The sequence below is a fragment of the Ectopseudomonas toyotomiensis genome (assembly GCF_017167985.1).
Classification (GTDB): Bacteria; Pseudomonadota; Gammaproteobacteria; order Pseudomonadales; family Pseudomonadaceae; genus Aquipseudomonas; species Aquipseudomonas toyotomiensis.
Genome location: NZ_CP070505.1, coordinates 1861522 through 1882366 on the forward strand (window position 1 = coordinate 1861522; position 20845 = coordinate 1882366).

The window sequence follows — 20845 nt, forward strand, 5'->3', positions numbered from 1 at the left end:
TCTCCTGATGGTCCACTGATGTAGCCCGGATGCAATCCGGGGAATTCTTGAGCCGCCCCGGATTACATCCGGGCTACGGCCTCACAGCGCCCAACGCAATTGCGTGGGCAGAGGTGATACGGGCTCCGGTGGCGTCGGCAATTCCGGCTGCGCCAGCACCCGGTCGAGCACCCGCGCTTCCAACGCAGCCAGCAGCGGCGAGCCATGCGGACGCGGGCGCAGCAGTTGCACATCGAGGTCGAGGCCGATCTGACCGTCCTCGATGAGGATTACCCGATCCGCCACGGCCACCGCCTCGGCCACGTCGTGGGTGACCAGCAGCACGGTGAAGCCATGCTGCTGCCACAGGCGTTCGATCAGCTGCTGCATCTCGATGCGGGTCAGCGCATCCAGCGCACCCAGCGGCTCGTCGAGCAGCAGCAGGCGCGGCCGATGGATCAATGCACGGGCCAACGCCACACGCTGCTTCTGCCCGCCGGAAAGGGCCGCCGGCCACTCATTGGCACGATCCGCCAGGCCGACCGCCGCCAGGGCGTCCTCGGCCTGCTTGCGCCAGTCGCCGGAAAGACCCAGGCCGACGTTGTCGATCACTCGCTTCCAAGGCAGCAGGCGTGAGTCCTGGAACATCAGGCGAATGTCTTCGCGCACGGCATTGAGCGAGCCGCTGCCGGCCAGCAGTTGACCGCCGGTGGGTTGATCCAGACCGGCCAGCAGGCGCAGCAAGGTGCTCTTGCCGCAGCCGCTGCGGCCGACCACGGCGACAAACTGGCCGGCCGGGATATGCAGGTCGATGCCCTTGAGCACTTGACGCTCACCGAAGGATTTCTCGATCTTCTCGATCGCCAGGGGCACGCCCTGGCGAATGCTGTGCAATGCGGTCATTGGCCACCTGCCTTGGTCTGATAGGCCGGATGCCAGCGCAGCCACACGCGCTCAAGACCTCTGGCTGCGACGTCGGCCAGCTTGCCGAGCACCGCATAGAGCAGGATCGCCAGCACCACAACATCGGTCTGCAGGAACTCGCGGGCGTTCATCGCCAGGTAGCCAATGCCGGCGCTCGCCGAGATGGTTTCCGCCACGATCAAGGTCAGCCACATGAAGCCGAGGGCGAAACGTACGCCAACCAGGATCGACGGCAGCGCGCCGGGCAGGATCACCTGACGGAACAGCGAGAAACCAGACAGGCCATAGCTGCGCGCCATCTCCACCAACGCCGGGTCGACGTTGCGGATGCCGTGGTAGGTGTTGAGGTAGATCGGGAACAGCGTGCCGAGCGCGACCAGGAACACCTTGGCCGCCTCGTCGATGCCGAACCAGAGGATCACCAGCGGGATCAGCGCCAGGTGCGGCACGTTGCGGATCATCTGCACCGAACTGTCGAGAAAGCGCTCGCCCCATTTCGACAGGCCGGTGATGAAGCCCAGCAGCAGGCCGATACCGCCGCCGATGGCGAAGCCGATGCCGGCGCGCTGGCCGCTGATCGCCAGGTGCTGCCAGATTTCGCCGGAGGCCAGCAGCGCCCAGCCGGCGGCGAGCACCGCACTGGGCGCCGGCAGAATGCGGCTGGACAACCAGCCGCTGGCCACCGCCAGCCGCCAGGCGGCCAGCAGCCCCAACGGCAAAGCCCAGGGCGCCGCGCGCAAGGCCAGTTTGTGAAGGGTCGTGTTGCTCATGGTTGCCTCGAAACCTTGTGTAGCGTCTGTGTTCCCCCGGATTGCATCCGGGCTACATATGCCCTCTCCCCAACCCTCTCCCATAAATGGGAGAGGGGGCTGATCGGCGCCGCTGGTTCGTCCGGAGTCCGGTTCGGCTCCCCTCTCCCGCTTGCGGGAGAGGGGCTGGGGGAGAGGGCGCTTTTCAACTCGCCGAAGCCGCCTTCGGTAAAATATCGCTGGAGATCATTTCGCCGAACGGGCTGACATAGCCACGACTCTCCGGGCGCTGCGGCTGGGCCACGTCCAGATGCGGGAACAGCAGTTCGGCAACCCGGTATGACTCCTCCAGGTGCGGGTAGCCGGAGAAGATGAAGGTGTCGATGCCCAGCTCCGCATACTCCTTGACCCGCGCCGCCACGGTCGGGCCATCGCCGACCAGTGCGGTGCCAGCGCCGCCGCGCACCAGGCCGACACCAGCCCAGAGGTTCGGCGACACTTCCAGGTTGTCGGTCTTGCCGCCGTGCAGGGCGGCCATGCGCTGTTGGCCGACGGAGTCGAAACGCGCCAGCGACGCCTGGGCGCGGTCGATGGTGTCCTGATCCAGGTGGCTGATCAGGCGATCTGCCGCCGCCCAGGCTTCCTCATTGGTCTCGCGTACGATCACGTGCAGGCGAATGCCGAAGCGCACTTCACGGCCCTGCGCAGCAGCCTTCGCGCGCACCTGAGCGATCTTCTCGGCCACAGCAGCAGGCGGCTCGCCCCAGGTCAGGTACAGCTCGACCTGCTCGGCGGCCAAGTCCTGCGCCGCGTCGGATGAGCCACCGAAATACAGCGGCGGACGCGGCTGCTGGATCGGCGGGTAGAGCAACTTGGCGCCCTTCACCTGGATGTGCTTGCCGGCATAGTCGACAGTTTCGCCTTCCAGCACACGGCGCCAGATACGGGTGAATTCGACGGACGCCTCGTAGCGTTCGGCATGGGATAGATGCAGGCCATCGCCGGCCAGCTCGTCCGGGTCGCCGCCGGTCACCAGGTTGAACAGCGCACGGCCGTTGGACAGGCGATCCAGGGTCGCCGCCTGGCGCGCGGCCACGGTCGGCGAAATGATCCCCGGACGCAGCGCGACCAGGAACTTCAGGTTTTGCGTGACCGGGATCAGCGAAGCGGCCACCAGCCAGGAATCCTCGCAGGAACGTCCTGTTGGAATCAGCACGCCGCCGAAACCGAGGCGATCAGCCGCCTGGGCAATCTGCGCCAGATAACCATGGTCGACGGCACGTGCGCCTTCGGCGGTGCCCAGGTATTTGCCATCGCCATGGGTAGGCAGGAACCAGAAGATATTGAGGCTCATGGAGTTGTCTCCTTTCAGGAAATCGTCGGCATGGCCCGGACGCATCCGGGCCTGGGAACTACTGGGCCTGGGCCACCTTGGCCAGCGGTGTCCAGATCACATCCTTGATGTTCAGCTGCTTGGGGATCAGCTTCAGCTCGGTAAAGGTGTCGGCGATCTTCTGCTGCGCCGCGACCACCTCCGGGCTGATGAACTGCGCGCCGTAACCCTGGCGCTCGACGGCCTGACGGGTGATCTCCGGGGACAGGCCGATCAGCGGCGCGACCTGGCTTGTAGCCTCGTCGAGGTTGCCCTTGACCCACTCGCCGACGCCGCGGATTTCCTCGACCAGCGCGCCGATCACCTCTGGGTGCTGCTCGGCATAGGTGCGGGTTGCCAGGTAGAACTGGTGGTTGTCCACCAGGCCACTGCCATCACGCAGGCTGCGGGCCTGCAGTTGTTTCTCGGCGGCGGACTGGAAGGGATCCCAGATCACCCAGGCATCGACGCTGCCACGCTCGAAGGCGGCGCGGGCATCGGCCGGCGGCAGGTAGACCGGGGTGATGTCGCTGTACTTGAGACCGGCGTCTTCCAGCGCGCGCACCAGCAGGTAATGCACGTTGGAACCCTTGTTAAGGACGACCTTCTTGCCCTTGAGCTCGGCCACCGATTTGATCGGCGAATCCTTGGGTACAAGGATCGCCTCACCACTCGGTGCCGGCGGCTCATGGGCAACGTAGAGCAGGTCGGCGCCAGCCGCCTGAGCGAATACCGGCGGGGTTTCACCGGTGACGCCAAAATCCACGGAACCAACGTTGAGGCCTTCGAGCAACTGCGGGCCACCCGGGAACTCCGTCCACTTGACCTCCACGCCCTGCTCGGCCAGGCGTTTTTCCAGGGTGCCCTTGGCCTTCAGCAGTACCAGGGTGCCGTATTTCTGATAGCCGATACGCAATGTCTCGGCTTGAGCGTGAGTGATGGCGCCGAAAGAAATGGCCGCGGCAAACAGGGCGACCAGGCTTCGACGCAAAGTAATGGTGCGCATGGCGCTCTCCCTTTGCGGTGATGTCTTGGTTGGCTACCTGCTTGCCCGTTGGCGGGCGAGTAAGGCGGGGTATTACGGGGCTTACAGTCGGGCAAAGCCCGTGTCAGATACTCCAGCGGGCGTTCACCAGCCGGTCATTGAGCAGGTTCGGGTCGATCGGCTTCGGCCGTCGCGCCAGGGCTGCGTCCAGTTGTTCCAGTGCCTCGTCGAGGCGTTCGCGCAACTCGTCGTCGATCTGCGCGGGCCTGTCGCCTTCCGGGTAGGCGATCTGCTTGTCCACGGCGAACACGCCGGAGAGCATTTCCTGCGCCTTCAGCGCGGCCAGCACCGGCTTGAGGGCGTAGTCCACCGCCAGCAGATGCGCCGGGCTGCCGCCACTGGCCAGGGGCAGTACCACCTTGTGCGCCAGGGCACGTTCGGGCAGCAGGTCCAGCAGCACTTTCAGCGCGCCAGTGAACGACGCCTTGTACACCGGCGTACCGACCACCAGGCCATCGGCGCTGGCCACCACGGCCTGCAGCTGCTGCACTGCCGGGCTGTCGAAGTGCGCATGTAGCAGATCCTCGGCCGGGAAGTCGCGCACCTTGAGCAGGCTCACTTCCACCTGCTGCGCCTCGAGGCGCTGGCGGACGTAATCCAGCAGCACCTCGGTGCGCGAACGCGCCGCAGGGCTGCCGGACAGCAACACGACATGCATGCTGGTTCCTTATTTATTCGGCTGCGGGGTCAGGCGCAGATAGGGTTTGACGGCGCGATAGCCTTTCGGGAAGCGCTGGGCGATTTCAGCTTCGTCCTTCAGCGACGGCACGATCACCACTTCTTCACCGTCCTGCCAGTTGGCCGGCGTGGCCACCTTGTAGTTGTCGGTCAGTTGCAGCGAGTCGACGACGCGCAGGATTTCGTTGAAGTTGCGCCCGGTACTGGCCGGATAGGTGATGGTCAGGCGCACCTTCTTGTTCGGGTCGATGACGAACAGCGAACGCACGGTCAGGGTGTCGTTGGCATTCGGGTGGATCAAATCGTAGAGGTCGGACACCTTGCGGTCGGCATCGGCGATGATCGGGAAGTTGACCGCCGTGTTCTGCGTCTCGTTGATGTCATCGATCCATTTGATGTGCGAATCCACCGGGTCGACCGACAGGGCGATGGCCTTGACGCCGCGCTTGGTGAATTCGTCCTTGAGCTTGGCGGTAAAACCCAGTTCGGTGGTGCACACCGGCGTGAAGTCAGCCGGGTGGGAGAAGAGGATGCCCCAGCTGTCGCCCAGCCACTCGTGGAAGCGAATGCGGCCTTCACTGGAATCCTGTTCGAAGTCAGGGGCGATGTCGCCCAGACGGATGCTCATGATCGTGCTCCTTGGCAGTAGCTTGCGTGGCGCTCACTATGCTCAGGAACCAATCGAAATAAAAAGAATAAATAATGATTTATTTATAACCAAAAGTTATTAACGGAAGGTTCGTCATGTCCACCCCAAACCTGCACAAGGTTCCCAGCGAACAGGTACCGATGGCGCTGCTGCTGGAGGCCGACCCCAGCCCCAGCGTCATCGCCCGCTATCTGCAGGAGGGTCATTGCGTGGTCGCATGCCTGGATGACGCGATCATAGGCGTCTACGTGATCAAGGCCCTGACCGCCGCTGCCTGGGAACTGATGAACATCGCCGTGGCGCCCGAATGCCAGGGTCAGGGTATCGGCGCCCTGCTGCTGCACCACGCCATCGACCAGGCCCGACAACTAGGGGCGAAGCGCCTGGAACTGGGCACCGGCAGCTTCGGCCACCAGCTGACGTTCTACCAGCGCGCTGGCTTTCGCGTGGTAGCAGTCGAGCCGGACTACTTCCTGCAGCATTACCCCGAGCCGCTGTTCGAGAATGGCTTGCAGCATCGGGATCGCTTGCGTCTGGCGCTGGAGCTTTAGACAGGCTCGCGCAGGCGATAGCCAACACCGGCCTCGGTAATCAGGTAGCGCGGCGCAGCCGGGTCATCGCCGAGCTTCTGCCGCAGGTGGCCGACCACCACACGCAGGTAGTGGCTGTCGCCGACGTGGCTGGGGCCCCAGATATCGCGCAGCAGTTGCTGCTGGGTCACCACCCGCCCGAGATGCTGGGCGAGCAGCGCCAGCACCGCGAATTCCTTGGGTGTCAGGGCGATTTCGGTGCCGTCGAGGCTGACCCGACGGTAGGCCAGATCGATGCTCAGTGCGCCACAGGCGATGCTCGCCGGCAACGCTTCGCGACCCTGGCCCTGGCGCAGCAGCACGCGCACGCGGGCGAGAAATTCCTGGATACCGAACGGCTTGGTCACGTAGTCGTTGGCGCCGCCGTCCAGCGCCAGCACCTTCTCGCCCTCGCTGGCACGCACCGAGAGCACCAGCACCGGCACCTGGCTCCATTCGCGCAGGCCGCGCAGCACCTGCTGGCCATCGAGGTCGGGCAGGCCGAGGTCGAGCACCACCACATCCGGGTTGTGCAGCGCCGCCTGGGCCAGGCCGTCTTCACCGTTGACCGCCTCCAGCACCCGGTAGTCCTGGGCGCTGAGGGCGATGCGCAGGAACTTGCGGATCTGCGCCTCATCGTCGATCAGCAGAATGCTCGGCCCCTGGCTCATCAGTCTTCCTCGGCGGCTTGCGGTTGCGTGGTCAACGGCAGATGCAGGGTCAGGCTGGCGCCACGGCCATCGAGGCCCTCGCCGACCGTGACGCGGCCACCATGGGCGCCGACCATGCCCTGGCAGATCGCCAGGCCCAGGCCGGTGCCCTGGCCGCCGCGATCCCCGCGCGCTGCGGTGTAGAACATGTCGAAGATCTTCGCCCGTTCCGCCTCGGGAATGCCAGGGCCCTGATCGGCGACGACGAAGCGCAGTTCCTGTTCGTCGTACTCCAGCGCCACCCGCAGACGCCCGCCGGGCGGCGAGAAGCGCGCGGCATTCTCCAACACGTTGACCAACGCCTGCTCGATCAACGCCGCATGCACACGCAGCAGCGGTGGCTCCGGCGGTAGCAGGCACTCGACCTGCAGCGGCGCGAGCACCGCGCGCAGGCGTTGCAGGGCGCTGGCGACGATGTCGCTGGGTGCCACCCAGTCGCGCGCCAGCTTGAGTCCGCCGTGGCCGAGGCGGGTCATGTCGAGCAGGTTCTGGATATAGCGATCGAGGCGCTCGGCCTCGTCGCGGGTGCCCTCCAGCAGCTCGGTACGATCCGCCGCGGGGATCGCATCACCCAACGCCAACAGGCTGTCGATGGAGCCGCGCATGGCGGTCAGCGGCGTGCGCAGGTCGTGCGACACCGAAGCCAGCAACGCGCTGCGCAGCTCCTCGGTCTGCCCGTGCAGGCGCGCCGCCTCCAGCTCCTCGGCCAGTTGCGCACGGGCCAGCGCCTGCGCCAGCGGCTGGCCTAGAGCAGCGATCAGGCGTCGGCGCCCATCCGCCAGCGGCGCGCCGTCGACGCGCTGCAAGCCGATCAGCAGTAGCGGCCCCTCCTCGCCGCACAGCGGCCACCACCACCAGCGGCTGCTGGGCAGGGTGTCGGTGCCAAGTCCCGCTGGCTGCTCGTGCTGCCAGGCCCAGTCGGCGGCGGCACGCTCAGCATCGGGCAACTCGGCGTGCAGCCCGCCCTCATGCTGCCACTGGCCATCCGCCGAACGCGACAACAGGGTCAGCTGCATCTCGGCCCAGCCGCCCAGTTGTTGCTCGGCCACCACCAGCACGGCCTGGCGGTCGGCAGCGACGGTGAGCTTGCGCGACAGCTCCAGCAGCGCCGTGGTTTCACTCTGCGCCTGACGCAGCGCCTGCACCTGGCGCCGCTGGAGGCTGGCCAGGTTGCCGGTCAGCCCGGCCATGAGCAGGAAGAACAGCAGGGTCAGCACGTCCTCCTGACGCTGGATCTGCATGGTCAGGGTCGGCGGAATGAACAGGAAGTTGTAGGCCAGGAACGACAATCCCGAGCACGCCAGTGCCGGTCCCAGGCTGCTGCGCACCGCCACCAGCAGTACGGCGGCGAGAAACACCAGGGAGATGTTCGGCAACTCCAGCACCCGCGCCAGGCCGAGGGAGATCAGCGTGGCGCAGGCAGTCGCCAGTGCGGCCAGCAGGTAGTCGCGCCAGCGCGGGGCGATGCGCGCACGGCGGCCAGCCCGTGGCTGATCACCCGCCGCATCCAGCACGCTCACTTCCAGCCCGGCACCGGCGGCCAACAGACGCTCGCCGAGGCCACGCCCGAACCAGCGCCGACGCAGGCGCCGTGTGCTGCTGCCGACCAGGATCAGGCTGGCGCGGCGCTCGCGGGCGTGGTCGAGCAGCGTGCGTGCCACCGAGTCGCCGTGCAGCGTCACCACCTCGCCACCGAGGCGCTCGGCCAGGCGCAGCGCGGCTTGCAGACGGCCGCGCTGGTCCTCGTCCATGGCGTGGCGGCCGTCCACATGCACCACCGACCAGGGCAGATGACGCCGCTCGGCCACCCGGCAGGCATGGCGCACCAGGCGCTCGGCCTCGCCGTCGCCATCCACTCCCACCAGCAGGCGCCCGAGCACGCTGGGCGCGGCCTGGCCGAGCTGGCGGTAGCGTTGGTCGAGGTCGGCATCGACCCGCGCGGCAGCAGTCTGCATGGCCAGCTCGCGCAGCGCGGTGAGGTTGGTCGGCGAGAAGAAGGCGTCGATGGCCGCCCGCGCCTGCTCGGGCATGTACACCTTGCCGTCACGTAGACGCTCGAGCAGCTCGCGCGGCGGCAGATCGACCAGCTGGATCTCGTCGGCTTCCTGCAGCACCCAGTCCGGCACGGTTTCGCGCACCTGCACGCCGGTGATATCGCGGACGCGGTCGTTGAGGCTTTCCAGGTGCTGGACGTTGACCGTGGTGTAGACGTCGATGCCGGCTGCAAGCAGCTCCTGCACGTCCTGCCAGCGCTTGGCGTGGCGGCTGCCGGGCGCGTTGCTGTGTGCCAGCTCATCCACCAGCGCCAGCTTGGGTGGGTCGGCCAGCAGGCCGTCGAGATCCATCTCGCTCAGCTCCAGGCCGCGATACGGCAGGCGCAATGGCGGCTGTTGCGGCAGGCCCAGCAGCAGCGCCTCGGTCTCGCTGCGGCCGTGGCTTTCCACCACCCCGGCGCGCAGCGCCACGCCCTGGCGCAGTTGCGCATGGGCGGCCTGGAGCATGGCGTAGGTCTTGCCCACGCCCGGCGCCGCGCCGAGAAACACCTTGAGCCGGCCACGGCCTTCGCGGGGCAGGTCGGCGAGCAGCGCTTCGGCGCGCAGGCTGTCGTTCATCGAGCACTCGTCACTGGGAAGAAGTGGATGGATTGTCGACCAGCGCCAGGTTCAGAGCCAGCACATTGACCACAGCCGGGCCGAACAGCGGGCGCTCGGTGTATGCCTCGACCAGGCGCAGCAGCTCGGCCTCGGCCAGGCCACGGGCCTGGGCGATGCGCGGAATCTGCCAGGCGGCGGCCTCGGGCGACAGCTGTGGGTCGAGGCCGCTGCCCGAGGTGGTCACCAGTTGCATCGGCACTGGCGTGTCACCTGCAAGGCCGGCACTGGCCTGCTCGATGCGGGCAAACAGCTTCGGATTGCCGGCCGACAGGTTGCTGGCGCCGCTGGCCACGGTGGCGTAGCTACCTGCCGAGGGGCGCGGCTGGAACCATTGATCGCCGTCGAAGGACTGGGCGATCAGGCGGCTGCCGCGTACCTGGCCGGCGTCGTCACGCACCAGACTGCCGGCGGCCTGATCGGGGAAGGCCAGGTGCGCCACGCCGGTGACGGTCAAGGGATAGGCAACCCCGACCAGCAAGGTCATGAAAGCCAGTGTGGTGATGGCGGGACGAAAATGTTCGAGCATGATGAATCTCCGATATCGATTCGTTGCTTGTAGGAGCGAATTCATTCGCGATTGTCTTGGCATCATGCCCGGCCATTTCGCGGATGAATCCGCTCCTACAGCACCTTCAAACAACACTGTTAAACCCAGCCCAACCCCGCCAGCAGCAGGTCGAGCAGCTTGATGCCGACGAAGGGCGCGATCAGCCCGCCGAGGCCGTAGATCAGCAGGTTGCGCCGCAGCAGTTGGCCGGCATCCAGCGCGGGGATACGCACGCCGCGCAGCGCCAGCGGGATCAGCGCGACGATGATCAGCGCGTTGAACACGATGGCCGAGAGGATCGCGCTCTGCGGGCTGTGCAACTGCATCAGGTTGAGCGCGCCAAGCTGCGGGTAGATGCCGGCGAACAGCGCCGGGAGGATGGCGAAGTACTTGGCCACGTCGTTGGCCACCGAGAAGGTGGTCAGCGCACCACGCGTCACCAGCAGCTCCTTGCCCACCTGCACGACGTCGATCAGCTTGGTCGGGTCGCTGTCCAGATCCACCAGGTTGGCGGCCTCACGAGCGGCCTGGGTGCCGTCGTTCATGGCCAGGCCGACGTCGGCCTGGGCCAATGCCGGGGCGTCGTTGGCGCCGTCGCCACACATCGCCACCAGCTTGCCTTCGGCCTGCTCGGCGCGGATACGCGACAGTTTCTTCTCCGGCGTGGCCTCGGCGATCACGTCGTCGACACCGGCCTCGGCAGCGATGGCGGCGGCGGTCAGCGGGTTGTCGCCCGTCACCATGACGGTGCGGATGCCCATGGCGCGCAGCTCGGCGAAACGCTCGCGGATGCCTGGCTTGACCACGTCCTTGAGGTGGATGGCGCCGAGCAGGCGCCCAGCCCCGGCAACCAGCAGCGGTGTACCACCACTCTGGGCGATCTTCTCCACCTCGCGCGCCAGCGGCGCCGGCAGTTCGTCACGGCCCAGACCGAGGTAGGCCAGCACGGCGTCCACCGCCCCCTTGCGATAAGCCACGCCACCCACGTCAGCACCGGACAGGCGCGTCTCGGCGCTGAAAGCGATCAGTGCCATGCCGCTACGGTCGGGCATGTCCATCGGGTGCAGTGTCGTCAGGTACTCGACGATGGACTTGCCCTCCGGGGTGTCGTCGCCCTGCGAGGCCAGCAGCGCCGCCTCGGCCAGCTCCGGCGTGGCGACGCCTGGCGCCTTGACCATGGCGCTGCAACGGCGGTTGCCGAAGGTGATGGTGCCGGTCTTGTCCAGCAGCAGGGTGTGCACGTCGCCGGCGGCCTCTACGGCGCGGCCGGACTTGGCAATGACGTTGAGGCGCACCAGGCGATCCATGCCGGCGATGCCAATGGCCGAGAGCAGGCCGCCGATGGTGGTGGGGATCAGCGTCACCAGCAGCGCCGCCAGGTATATGAGCGGCAGGTCGCCGTCGGCGAAACGGGCGAACGGCTGCAGCGTGGCCACCACCAGCAGGAAGATCAGGGTCAGGCCGATCAGCAGGATATCCAGCGCCACCTCGTTGGGCGTCTTCTGCCGGCGTGCGCCTTCGACCAGAGCGATCATGCGGTCGAGGGTGGACTCGCCGGGGTTGGCGCTGATTTTCACCAGCAACCAGTCCGACACCAGCCGGGTGTTACCCGTTACCGCCGAGCGGTCGCCACCGGATTCGCGGATCACCGGCGCGGATTCGCCGGTAATCGCCGCTTCGTTGACTGCCGCGACACCTTCGATCACCTCGCCGTCGCCGGGGATCAGCTCACCGGCCTCGACTCGCACCACATCGCCCTTGCGCAGGCTGCTGGCCGGTACGGACTGGAACTGCCCGCCGATTTGCTTGTTGGCCATAAGGCCCTGGCTGCCGGACTTGAGGCTGTCGGCGCGCGCCTTGCCACGGCCCTCGGCCAAGGCCTCGGCGAAGTTGGCGAAGAGCACGGTGAACCACAGCCACAGAGCGATCTGCACGCCCAGGGCAGTGCTTACCGCAGGGTTGGGAACGAAGCACAGCACGCTGGTGACCAGCGCGGTCAGCTCCACCACCAGCATCACTGGCGAACGCACCAGTTGGCGCGGGTCGAGCTTGACGAAGGCCTGCTTGAGGGCCGGGCGCCACAGCGCGCCAAGGCCGGTCTGCGGCTGACTGCTGGACGATTTGACGCTGCGTTGCGCCGTTACGGGGGCATTCATCACGGTTTCTCCTTCAGAACGCCAGGTGTTCGGCCAGCGGGCCCAGGGCCAGCGCCGGCATGAAGGTCAAGCCACCCACCAGGAGGATGGTCAACGACAGCAGCACGACGAACAGCGGCCCATGGGTGGGGAAGCTGTTCTGCCCCTGCGGCGCAGCGCGCTTGGCCGCCAGACTGCCGGCAATCGCCAGCACCGGCAGGATGTAGCCGAAGCGCCCGAGCAGCATGGCCAGGCCGAGCATCAGGTTGTGGTAGGGGGTGTCGGCGGTGAAGCCGGCGAAAGCCGAGCCGTTGTTGCCGGTGGCCGAGCCGTAGGCATACAGCGCCTGACTGAAGCCATGCGGGCCGGGGTTGCCGATGGAGGCTGCCGGGCCGGCGAAACTGACCGCCAGGGCGCCGAATATCAGCACGCCGACCGGCATCACCAGCAGCGTGGCGACCATCAGGCGCACTTCACGTGCTTCCAGCTTCTTGCCCAGGTAGGCCGGAGTTCGACCGATCATCAGGCCGGCGAGGAACACCGCGATCAACACGAACAACAACATACCGTAAAGGCCCGCGCCGACACCGCCAAAGACGATCTCGCCCAGCAGCATGTTCACTAGCGGCACCAGCCCGCCGAGGGCGCTGAAGCTGTCGTGCATCGCGTTCACCGAACCGTTGGACGCTGCCGTGGTGGTGGTCGCCCAGAGCGCCGAGGCGAAGCTGCCGAAGCGCGCCTCCTTGCCCTCCAGCGAGCCGACCTGTTCGATGGGCAGCCCCGCCAGCGCCGGGTTCGGCTGCAACTCCGCCCAGGCGCAAACAGCCAGGCCAATGACGAACAGCACCAGCATGCTGGCCAGGATCGCCCGGCTCTGGCGCAGGTCACGCACGTAATGGCCGAAGGTGAACACCAGCGCCGCCGGGATCAGCAGGATCGACGCCAGCTCCAGCAGGTTGCTCAGCGCCGTGGGATTCTCGAACGGATGCGCCGAGTTGACGCCGAAGAAGCCGCCGCCGTTGGTACCCAATTGCTTGATGGCAATCTGGCTGGCCGCCGGTCCCATCGGCAGGGTCTGCTCGCTACCTTGCAGGGTAGTGGCCGAGACGTAGTCGCTGAAGTTTTGCGGCACGCCCTGCCACACCAGCAGCACCGCCAGCACCAGGCACAGCGGCAGCAGGCCGTAGAGCACCGCGCGAGTGATATCGACCCAGAAATTGCCCAGGCGGTCGCTGGACTGCCGCGCCAGGCCCCGGCACAGCACCACCAGCACCGCCAGGCCCACCGCCGGGCTGACGAAGTTCTGCACGCCGAGGCCGAGCATCTGGCTGAAATAGCTCAGCTGCGCCTCGCCGCTGTAGGCCTGCCAGTTGGTGTTGGTGACGAAGCTCACCGCCGTGTTGAACGCCAGTGGCAGGCTCAGTCCGGCGAGCTGCTGCGGGTTGAACGGCAGAGCGCCCTGCAACAGCAGAATGCTCATCAGCACCAGCAGGCAGACCAGGGTAAAGGCCAGCAGCGCCAGGGCGTAGCCGCGCCAGCTTTGCTCACGCTCCGGGTCAACGCCGGCCACGCGGTAGCACAGGCGCTCCACCGGCTGCAGCACCGGGCTGAGCCAGGTGCGCTGGCCCTCCATCACGCGGTAGAAGTAGCGTCCGAGAAAAGGTGCCGGCGCCAGCACCAGCAGGAAGAAGGCCGCCAGCAGCAGCCAGTCGTAGTCGTGCATGGCCGTCTCCTCAGCCACGCCCGGCGGTCAGCAGGGCCGACAGCAGGTAGGCGAAGAGGCCGACCACCAGGATCAGCGACACACCATCGATTGCGTTCATGTCCAAAGCTCCACGATGCGGGGAATCCGCTCGCGAGCATTGTCGAAAGGCTGGCCGTAAAAATTCGATTGGCGCCCCGCCGCCGGGGCGTAAAGAAATCGTATTGATGCGGTGGGATCAGCCCTGTGGGAGGCGCTTCAGCGGCGACTTATCCAGGCCTCACGGCTGCGACTGCATGGATGCAGGAGGTAGAGCGAAGCAGGATGCCCGAGCCGAAAGCCCCTCCCACAAGAGCACCGGCAGCGCTCCCGTAGGGTGGTTTAGCGGCGCAGAACACCGCTACCACAGCCACGTACCCACTCCACGCGCCGCGTAACCCACCAAGCGATGCCAAACCCACCCATCAAACCAACAAATGCGCCACCAGCCCGACTACAGCGCAACCAGCAATGGTCTCGATCACCCCGCGCTTGAAAGCGAACAGAGCCAACGCCGCGCCAAGGGTAATCAACGCCGACACCCAGTCGAACGCCCCGGCAAAGCCCTGCGGCCAGAGCACGTGATAACCGAAGAACAGCGCCAGATTGAGGATCACACCAACCACCGCAGCGGTGATCCCGGTCAGCGGCGCGGTGAACTTCAACTGCCCGTGGGTCGATTCCACCAGCGGCCCGCCGGCAAGGATGAACAAAAACGACGGCAGGAAGGTGAACCAGGTGACCAGCACCGCCGCCAGCGCACCGCTGGCAAAGGTCGAATCGCCACCGAACACCGGCTGGCCAAAGGCACCAACGAACGCGACGAAAGCCACCACCATGATCAGCGGCCCCGGCGTGGTTTCACCCAGCGCCAGGCCATCGATCATCTGCGTCGGCGTCAGCCAGCCGTAGTGACCCACCGCGCCCTGATACACATAAGGCAGCACGGCGTAGGCGCCGCCGAAGGTGAGCAACGCCGCCTTGGTGAAAAACCAGCCCATCTGCGTCAACGTGCCCTGCCAGCCGAACGCCAGGGTCAGCAGGCCCATCGGCAGCAACCACAGCACAACGCCGACCAGCAGGATCAGCGCCAGGCGGCTGGAACGAAAGTGTGTGTGCGCCAGGCGCGTATCGTCATCGATCAAGGCTGGCGCATGCGCGCCGCCCTTTTCGCCATGGCCACCGCCGACCGCGAAGTGCTGCGGCGCCAGGCGCCCTCCGATGTAACCAACCAACGCGGCGCCCAGCACGATCAGCGGGAACGGCAGGTGCAGCACGAAGATGGCGACGAAAGCCGCCGCGGCGATCGCCCACAGCCAGCGATTCTTCAGCGCCCGACCGCCAATGCGCCAGGCCGCCTGCACGACGATGGCCGTCACCGCCGGCTTGATACCGTAGAAGATTCCGGCCACCAGCGGCACGTCGCCGAACGCCAGATAGACCCAGGACAGCGCGACCAGAATCAGCAGCGACGGCAGCACGAACAGCGCCCCGGCGATCACCCCGCCCCAGGTGCGGTGCATCAGCCAACCGATATAAGTCGCCAACTGCTGCGCCTCCGGCCCGGGCAGCAACATGCAGTAGTTCAGCGCATGCAGAAAGCGTCGCTCGGACAACCAGCGGCGCTTCTCCACCAACTCCTGATGCATGATCGAAATCTGCCCCGCCGGCCCGCCGAAACTGATCAACCCCAGCTTTAGCCAGAACCAGAAAGCCTGCAGCAGACTGACCGGGGCGAGACGCTCAGGGGACTCGGACATCGAAGGGCTCCATGGTGGACAAAATCGACCGGCCACTATAGCCGCAGAACATGACCGCCGCGCGACAGCGCACGAAAAATCACCATCGCCGCGCAGCCCTTGTCCCACCTGGCCTGGGCGAGTTTTCCCGCATCTTATCCACAGCACTTTCCCCAGATTCTGTGCACGACGCCCGGTAACCCGCCCCCACCCTGCCCTGCTGTTGAAAACCCCAGCCAAGTGATTGATTAAAAGCGATATTCCGCCTGGCGATAACGCCAGCAAAGCGTCATTGGGCAAAAACTGAACGGCCTGCTACGGCCCGCTTGAATGCTAGGCGCGGAGGGCTTTTGCAAAGGTTATCCACAGCGCTGTTCACAGAAATTGTGGGTGGGTTTGGGAGGGTCTGGATCACCGTCTCTCCAACGGCAAATCACATACATGGCATTTTGCCCACGAAGCATGGACAGCCTCACGGTGGATGGACTAGGTTCTGGGTTGGTTCTGCTGGTGCAGTGATCCAACAGATTGGGCTTGCCATTATCTATGTCGCGTTTCTCCCCGGAGACTGTCGCGTTTCACGCGACCGCCCTCAATCGAAACAAAGACTTGCAGGACGACAAGGAAGGTTGTGCGACAGGTGTCGTGGGTAAACGCGACAGCTATGTCGTCTAGTTAATATTTATGCGCAAGGTCAATCACAGTGTAGTAACTCAAAAACAGGGAGAGTCAAATGAGAGAAATACTAGCTCAAGCAATTAATGAGCGCAGGTATATTGCCTTCACATACAGTGGATTGCAGCGCGAAGCACAACCAGCAGCTGTTGGTATTTCACACGCAGGAAATCCAGTTCTTCGTTGTTATCAAACCGCTGGTGGCCACATCACACCAGGGCATGAATGGGATTTTTGCGAATTAAGCAAAATTGTAGGCCTGAAGGTTCTAGATAAGACATTTTCATCAAACCCTCCCAGCTACAAAAAAGGTGACAAAGGCATGTCTCAAATATTCGCCGAGCTTTAATCGAGTGCATCTTCGTATAACAAGTCGATCTAGCCTACCCGCCAAAGCGGGCGGCTAATCTCCAACGTTACGGTTCAATCAAAGACAGACTCTCCAATACCAATGAATGCTGAAAACGCCATAGAGAGCCACTACAGAAAGCTCTCTGATATTTTGAATAATGAATTCGAAGATCTTTACGAACCAATAAATAATGACAAGTTAAGAATTTTATTCTCTACTCTTCACTCTAGCATAACTAGTCTTTTTGATTCGATGAACAATAGACTTCCAACAGATGAAGATTCGGCTCACTTCTGGGCAGAACCGAGTAGAGAGCTCATTAGATCCATAGAAACGATTGAAGCTTTAGAGAGATCTTTGAAAAACTCTGAATATGCATTCTATATTGAGGAGTATCATCGAGATAAACTTAACTTTTGCAAGAGTTTTCTAAGCAAGAGTGGCGGAAGTGCAATCCCCCCTTATACTGAAAAGCTGGAGCTTTATTACACCATCCCAATATTTTTTCCGCAAAGCTCAATAAAAATTGAAAATAAAAATAATACCGCTGACCTAAAGGCACTCGGCAGCGGATCTTATGCAAACGTCTATAAATATTTCGACAGCTTTTATCTTAAAAACTTTGCTTTAAAACGAGCAAAGAAAGATCTAAATGCAAAGGAGATTCAAAGGTTTAGGCGAGAGTATGAACAGATGAGCATGCTAAGCTCACCATACGTCCTCGAAGTTTATGGCTACAATGAAAAAAACAATGAATATATCATGGAATTTATGGACAACTCTTTGGATAAATACATATTAAAAAATAATTCCAAGCTGTCATTTCATGATCGCGTTAAATTGGGACTACAAATCCTCAAAGCTTTCTCGTACATACACTCCAAAAATATTTTACATAGAGATATTAGCCCCAAGAATATCCTGCTCAAAGAATATGACGACGTAGTGGTAGTCAAAGTAGCAGATTTTGGACTGGTAAAAATCGTTGATAGCGAATTAACTTCGTGCAATACAAACTTTAAGGGCTACTACAATGACCCAAGCCTAGTTACTGAAGGCTTTGATAACTACAGTATCCTGCATGAAACATACGCTTTGACTCGCATTTTATATTACGTGCTAACCGGAAAGAGCAAGACTGAAAAACCACCAGAGAATGTGAGTGCCTTTATTTACAAAGGTCTTAGTAGCGATAAGACTGTTAGGTTTAAGAATATTGATGAGTTACGCAAAGCTTTTCAAGCTATCGCGCCAATTTGATTTGGCCGAAACAACCGGGGGACAGACCACGATTAATTAATCGCTTAAATTTTTGTCTATCCCCAGCAAGTAGCACAGACAACCTCACCCAACGGCGGATGAAAAAAGCGTCATCCACCCTACACTGAAATACCCGCCGCGTAGGGTGGACAACGCGGAGCTTGTCCACCATGCCAAGGGTAGGAACAGCGCGTAGGGCGTACCGGGACGCCGGCCGCTCGGAAGCAGTACGCCGATGATGTGTTGGACGCAGGCTACTGTCCCCGTACGGCCTGGCGGGCTGCTCGCTTCGCGAGCGAGGCCGCCCTACGTCAGCAAGTAGTCTGGGTAGAGCGTCTTCATGCGAATGAACCGCTCGGTTTCATACCCGCAATAACCTCTGAGCCTCGCCCTGACAAAGCCCCCGGATTTCATCCGGGCTACAAAAGCATGCGCGGGCGACACGGGCAAAAAAATCGGGCCTTACGGCCCGAAAAAGTACTCCACCTTGAAGAGTTCGTTTACAGCACCTGCGACTGGTACAGCTCGGTCAGGGCCTCGCCGCGCAGATAGGCCAGTTCGGCCGAGCGGCGGTCGCGCGGGCGGGCCAGGGGCACGGCCAGTTCGCGTTGCAGGCGGCTGGGCGTGCCGCCAAGGATCAGCACGCGGTCGCTGAGGTAGAAGGCTTCGTCGAGGTCATGGGTGACCAGCAGCACGGCAATCTCGTAGCGGGCGGCCAGCTCTACCACCAGATCCTGCAGTTTCATGCGGGTGAAGGCGTCCACCGCGCTGAAGGGTTCATCGAGCAGCAGCACCTGCGGTTTGCCGTACAGGGCGCGGGCGATGGCCACGCGCTGGGCCTGGCCGCCGGAGAGGTGTTTGGGTAGCGCCTCGCCACGCCCATGCAGGCCGACGTCACGCAGCAGTTGTTCAACCCACTGGTCGTCGGCCACCCAACCATCGGCGAGGCCGACGTTCTGCGCCACGCTCAGCCAGGGCATCAGCCGGGGTTCCTGGAACACGACGCCGATGCCGCTGCCACGACCGAAGTTGAGGAGCGGGTTGAGTTCCAGCCCGCCTTGGTAGTCCTGATCCAGCCCGGCGGCGATGCGCAGCAGGGTGCTTTTGCCGCAGCCGGAGGGGCCGAGCAGGCTGACCACTTCGCCAGCGGCCAGGCTCAGGCTGACGTCTTCGAGCACACGCACGTCAGCGAAGGCCTTGTGGATATTCTGCAGTTTCAGCAGCGCACTCATGCTCCGTCCTCCCCGCCCTGATAACTGTCGCGCCAGCGCAGGGCGCGGGTTTCCCAGGCCTTGAGCAGGCTGTCGCTGAGTTTGCCGAGCAGCGCCAGCAGCAGGATCGCGGCGATCACCAGATCCGGCCGCGAGGTTTCCCGGCCATCGCTGAGCAGGTAGCCAAGGCCACGGGTGGCGGCGATCAGTTCGGCGGCGACGAGGAACATCCAGCTCAGGCTGAGCGCGCCGCGCAAGCCGGTGAACAGACTCGGCAGCGCAGCGGGCAGGAGGATACGGCGCACCAGCGCCAGCGGCGACAGGCCATAGAGCCGGCCCACTTCCACAAGTTTGCGGTCGATGTTGCGGATACCGGCGAGCAGCGCCAGGTACACCGGGAAGAAGGCGCCGAGGGCGATCAGCACGATCTTCGGCGTTTCGTCGATGCCTAACCAGAGCAGCAGCAAAGGCACCCAGGCCAGACTGGGAATCGCCCGCAACGCCTGGAAGGTCGGCTCCAGATAGGCTTCGGCGCGGCGGCTGAGGCCCACCCAGGTGCCGATGACGATGGCCAGCGCGGCGCCGATGGCAAAACCGGCGCCGACGCGCAGCAGGCTGGCGTTCAGGTGCCGCCACAGCTCGCCGCTCTGCGCCAGCAGGTACAGCGTTTGCGCCACCTGGCTCGGCGCAGGCATCTGGTGCGTGGGCAATAAGCCGCTGCGCACCAGGGTTTCCAGCAGAGCCAGAATCAGCAGGGGCACCACCCAACCGCGCAGGTCGGTCAGTGCCGGCCGCCAGCCTGGAAGCCGTTCAGTCCAGCGACCGATGACGAGATTGAGCGCGCCCATCGGTCAGTTCCCCGCCTTGGCCACGTTGCTGCCGATCACCTGAGCGGCCAGTTGCGGCTGGATCAGTTGGTCGACCACCTGAGCGACGTCGGTACCCGGACGCACCAGTTGCTCGTCGAGCAGGATGGGCGCGGCGGCTTTCAGCGCCTTGATGTGTTCGGCGCCCGGCTGCGGGTTGCTGAAGTCGGTGCGCGACAGTTGCAGCTTGGCCACTTCCAGCGGCAGCTTGGCTTCGTCGGTGAGCAACTGGGCCAGGGCATCGGGGTTGGCGATGGCCCACTGACGCGCCTGCTCGTAGGCGGCGATCACCTGCTGGATCAGCTCGGGCTGCTCCTTGGCGAACTTCTCGGTGACGCTGAGCACGCTGTAGCTGTTGAAATCACGGTTGCGGTACAGCAGGCGCGAGCCGGCCTGCAGCTCGCTGGCCGCCATCAGCGGGTCGAGCCCGGCCCAGGCCTGCACGTCGCCGCGCTCCAGAGCGACGCGACCGTCGGGGTGTTGCAGGTGGACGATTTCCACGTCGTTCTTGTCCAGCCCGGCCTTCTGCAGGCTTTGCAGGAGGAACAGGAAAGGGTCGGTGCCCTTGGTGGCGGCGACCTTCTTGCCCTTGAGGTCGGCCAGCGACTGGACGGGCGAGTCCTTGGGCACCACCAGCGCTGTCCATTCCGGTCGGCTGGCGACGTAGACGGTGTTGATCGGCGCGCCGTTGGCGCGGCTGAGCACGGCAGCCAATCCGGCGGTGGAGGCGAAATCGGTGCTGCCGCCGTTGAGGTATTCCAGCGAGCGGTTGCTGCCCTGGCTGAACACCCATTTGACAGCGATGCCCTGCGGCGCGAGGGCTTTTTCCAGCAAGCCCTGCTGCTTGAGCACCAGGCTGGTGGGGGCGTAGTAGGCGTAGTCCAGGCGGACTTCTTTCGGTGGCGCGGCATGTACGGCGGCTGGCAACCAGGCGGCGAACAGCGCCGCCAGGCCAACGCGCAAAGCATTCTTCTTCATGGTCATCTCCTC

19 protein-coding genes are annotated in these 20845 nt (G+C 63.9%); 3 read left to right on the forward strand and 16 right to left on the reverse strand.

Annotation, left to right across the window (positions count from 1 at the left end; all coding sequences use genetic code 11):
• Positions 1 to 81: 81 nt before the first annotated feature.
• From ssuB to JWV26_RS08590, 6 genes are all read right to left on the reverse strand, one after another.
• Positions 82 to 882: an aliphatic sulfonates ABC transporter ATP-binding protein gene (gene ssuB / locus JWV26_RS08565; protein WP_074918852.1), complete on the reverse strand. Its 801-nt coding sequence runs from the start codon at positions 880 to 882 to the stop codon at positions 82 to 84.
• The gene (ssuC, locus tag JWV26_RS08570; protein WP_206418823.1) at positions 879 to 1673 is read right to left on the reverse strand and encodes an aliphatic sulfonate ABC transporter permease SsuC; all 795 of its coding nucleotides are present in this window, start codon (positions 1671 to 1673) and stop codon (positions 879 to 881) included. Before ssuC ends, ssuB begins: the two co-directional genes overlap by 4 nt.
• A 184-nt stretch (positions 1674 to 1857) precedes the next feature.
• Positions 1858 to 3006, reverse strand: coding sequence for an FMNH2-dependent alkanesulfonate monooxygenase (gene ssuD / locus JWV26_RS08575; protein WP_206418824.1), 1149 nt, complete (start codon positions 3004 to 3006; stop codon positions 1858 to 1860).
• A 58-nt stretch (positions 3007 to 3064) separates the two neighbouring features.
• Positions 3065 to 4030, reverse strand: coding sequence for a sulfonate ABC transporter substrate-binding protein (locus JWV26_RS08580; protein WP_206418825.1), 966 nt, complete (start codon positions 4028 to 4030; stop codon positions 3065 to 3067).
• 103 nt (positions 4031 to 4133) lie between these two features.
• On the reverse strand, positions 4134 to 4727 hold the full coding sequence (gene ssuE, locus JWV26_RS08585) for an NADPH-dependent FMN reductase (RefSeq protein ID WP_206418826.1): 594 nt from the start codon (positions 4725 to 4727) through the stop codon (positions 4134 to 4136).
• Between the two features lie 9 nt (positions 4728 to 4736).
• Positions 4737 to 5375 (reverse strand): peroxiredoxin, encoded by a 639-nt coding sequence (locus JWV26_RS08590; RefSeq protein WP_079782481.1) that lies wholly within the window; start codon positions 5373 to 5375, stop codon positions 4737 to 4739.
• Between the two features lie 116 nt (positions 5376 to 5491).
• On the opposite strand from JWV26_RS08590, the gene JWV26_RS08595 reads away from it, so the two are divergent.
• Entirely contained in the window at positions 5492 to 5947 is a 456-nt protein-coding gene (locus JWV26_RS08595; protein ID WP_206418827.1) for a GNAT family N-acetyltransferase, read from the forward strand.
• Here the strand turns inward: JWV26_RS08595 and JWV26_RS08600 are convergent.
• From JWV26_RS08600 to chrA, 7 genes are all read right to left on the reverse strand, one after another.
• Positions 5944 to 6636 (reverse strand): winged helix-turn-helix domain-containing protein, encoded by a 693-nt coding sequence (locus JWV26_RS08600; RefSeq protein WP_206418828.1) that lies wholly within the window; start codon positions 6634 to 6636, stop codon positions 5944 to 5946. The genes JWV26_RS08595 and JWV26_RS08600 overlap by 4 nt on opposite strands.
• Positions 6636 to 9287, reverse strand: coding sequence for a sensor histidine kinase (locus JWV26_RS08605; protein WP_206418829.1), 2652 nt, complete (start codon positions 9285 to 9287; stop codon positions 6636 to 6638). The genes JWV26_RS08600 and JWV26_RS08605 overlap by 1 nt, the downstream gene beginning before the upstream one ends.
• A 10-nt stretch (positions 9288 to 9297) precedes the next feature.
• Positions 9298 to 9855 carry a potassium-transporting ATPase subunit KdpC gene (kdpC, locus tag JWV26_RS08610; RefSeq protein WP_206418830.1) on the reverse strand — a complete coding sequence of 186 codons (558 nt, stop codon included), beginning with the start codon at positions 9853 to 9855 and terminating at the stop codon, positions 9298 to 9300.
• Between the two features lie 119 nt (positions 9856 to 9974).
• Complete coding sequence (gene kdpB / locus JWV26_RS08615; RefSeq protein ID WP_206418831.1) at positions 9975 to 12032, reverse strand: potassium-transporting ATPase subunit KdpB; 2058 nt, start codon at positions 12030 to 12032, stop codon at positions 9975 to 9977.
• 13 nt (positions 12033 to 12045) lie between these two features.
• Positions 12046 to 13734: a potassium-transporting ATPase subunit KdpA gene (gene kdpA, locus JWV26_RS08620; RefSeq protein ID WP_206418832.1), complete on the reverse strand. Its 1689-nt coding sequence runs from the start codon at positions 13732 to 13734 to the stop codon at positions 12046 to 12048.
• Between the two features lie 10 nt (positions 13735 to 13744).
• Positions 13745 to 13834 (reverse strand): hypothetical protein, encoded by a 90-nt coding sequence (locus JWV26_RS08625; RefSeq protein ID WP_021490657.1) that lies wholly within the window; start codon positions 13832 to 13834, stop codon positions 13745 to 13747.
• 343 nt (positions 13835 to 14177) lie between these two features.
• Positions 14178 to 15512, reverse strand: a complete 1335-nt coding sequence (gene chrA / locus JWV26_RS08630; protein ID WP_206418833.1) for a chromate efflux transporter — start codon at positions 15510 to 15512, stop codon at positions 14178 to 14180.
• Positions 15513 to 16224: 712 nt separating this feature from the next.
• Between chrA and JWV26_RS08635 the strand changes: the two genes are divergently transcribed.
• Positions 16225 to 16515, forward strand: a complete 291-nt coding sequence (locus tag JWV26_RS08635; protein ID WP_125881319.1) for a WYL domain-containing protein — start codon at positions 16225 to 16227, stop codon at positions 16513 to 16515.
• 102 nt (positions 16516 to 16617) lie between these two features.
• A complete protein-coding gene (locus JWV26_RS08640) occupies positions 16618 to 17778 on the forward strand; it encodes a protein kinase family protein (protein ID WP_125881318.1) in 1161 nt (386 codons plus the stop codon).
• Between the two features lie 500 nt (positions 17779 to 18278).
• Here JWV26_RS08640 and JWV26_RS08645 read toward each other — a convergent pair whose 3' ends face one another.
• From JWV26_RS08645 to JWV26_RS08655, 3 genes are read right to left on the reverse strand one after another with little or no spacing between them, the layout of a single operon-like run.
• Positions 18279 to 19010: an ABC transporter ATP-binding protein gene (locus tag JWV26_RS08645; RefSeq protein WP_206418834.1), complete on the reverse strand. Its 732-nt coding sequence runs from the start codon at positions 19008 to 19010 to the stop codon at positions 18279 to 18281.
• Positions 19007 to 19837, reverse strand: a complete 831-nt coding sequence (locus JWV26_RS08650; protein ID WP_206418835.1) for an ABC transporter permease — start codon at positions 19835 to 19837, stop codon at positions 19007 to 19009. Before JWV26_RS08650 ends, JWV26_RS08645 begins: the two co-directional genes overlap by 4 nt.
• Before the next feature lie 3 nt (positions 19838 to 19840).
• On the reverse strand, positions 19841 to 20833 hold the full coding sequence (locus JWV26_RS08655) for an aliphatic sulfonate ABC transporter substrate-binding protein (RefSeq protein ID WP_206418836.1): 993 nt from the start codon (positions 20831 to 20833) through the stop codon (positions 19841 to 19843).
• Positions 20834 to 20845 lie beyond the last annotated feature (12 nt).

What these genes read in the sequence shown, in the direction of transcription:
- JWV26_RS08600 (WP_206418828.1), bottom strand. Translation starts at nt 6,636, where the DNA reads ATGAGCCAGGGGCCGAGCATTCTGCTGATCGACGATGAGGCGCAGATC.
- JWV26_RS08580 (WP_206418825.1), bottom strand. Translation starts at nt 4,030, where the DNA reads ATGCGCACCATTACTTTGCGTCGAAGCCTGGTCGCCCTGTTTGCCGCG.
- ssuB (WP_074918852.1), bottom strand. Translation starts at nt 882, where the DNA reads ATGACCGCATTGCACAGCATTCGCCAGGGCGTGCCCCTGGCGATCGAG.
- JWV26_RS08645 (WP_206418834.1), bottom strand. Translation starts at nt 19,010, where the DNA reads ATGAGTGCGCTGCTGAAACTGCAGAATATCCACAAGGCCTTCGCTGAC.
- JWV26_RS08655 (WP_206418836.1), bottom strand. Translation starts at nt 20,833, where the DNA reads ATGAAGAAGAATGCTTTGCGCGTTGGCCTGGCGGCGCTGTTCGCCGCC.
- chrA (WP_206418833.1), bottom strand. Translation starts at nt 15,512, where the DNA reads ATGTCCGAGTCCCCTGAGCGTCTCGCCCCGGTCAGTCTGCTGCAGGCT.
- kdpA (WP_206418832.1), bottom strand. Translation starts at nt 13,734, where the DNA reads ATGCACGACTACGACTGGCTGCTGCTGGCGGCCTTCTTCCTGCTGGTG.
- JWV26_RS08625 (WP_021490657.1), bottom strand. Translation starts at nt 13,834, where the DNA reads ATGAACGCAATCGATGGTGTGTCGCTGATCCTGGTGGTCGGCCTCTTC.
- JWV26_RS08640 (WP_125881318.1), top strand. Translation starts at nt 16,618, where the DNA reads ATGAATGCTGAAAACGCCATAGAGAGCCACTACAGAAAGCTCTCTGAT.
- JWV26_RS08605 (WP_206418829.1), bottom strand. Translation starts at nt 9,287, where the DNA reads ATGAACGACAGCCTGCGCGCCGAAGCGCTGCTCGCCGACCTGCCCCGC.
- kdpC (WP_206418830.1), bottom strand. Translation starts at nt 9,855, where the DNA reads ATGCTCGAACATTTTCGTCCCGCCATCACCACACTGGCTTTCATGACC.
- ssuE (WP_206418826.1), bottom strand. Translation starts at nt 4,727, where the DNA reads ATGCATGTCGTGTTGCTGTCCGGCAGCCCTGCGGCGCGTTCGCGCACC.
- kdpB (WP_206418831.1), bottom strand. Translation starts at nt 12,032, where the DNA reads ATGAATGCCCCCGTAACGGCGCAACGCAGCGTCAAATCGTCCAGCAGT.
- JWV26_RS08635 (WP_125881319.1), top strand. Translation starts at nt 16,225, where the DNA reads ATGAGAGAAATACTAGCTCAAGCAATTAATGAGCGCAGGTATATTGCC.
- JWV26_RS08650 (WP_206418835.1), bottom strand. Translation starts at nt 19,837, where the DNA reads ATGGGCGCGCTCAATCTCGTCATCGGTCGCTGGACTGAACGGCTTCCA.
- ssuD (WP_206418824.1), bottom strand. Translation starts at nt 3,006, where the DNA reads ATGAGCCTCAATATCTTCTGGTTCCTGCCTACCCATGGCGATGGCAAA.
- ssuC (WP_206418823.1), bottom strand. Translation starts at nt 1,673, where the DNA reads ATGAGCAACACGACCCTTCACAAACTGGCCTTGCGCGCGGCGCCCTGG.
- JWV26_RS08590 (WP_079782481.1), bottom strand. Translation starts at nt 5,375, where the DNA reads ATGAGCATCCGTCTGGGCGACATCGCCCCTGACTTCGAACAGGATTCC.
- JWV26_RS08595 (WP_206418827.1), top strand. Translation starts at nt 5,492, where the DNA reads ATGTCCACCCCAAACCTGCACAAGGTTCCCAGCGAACAGGTACCGATG.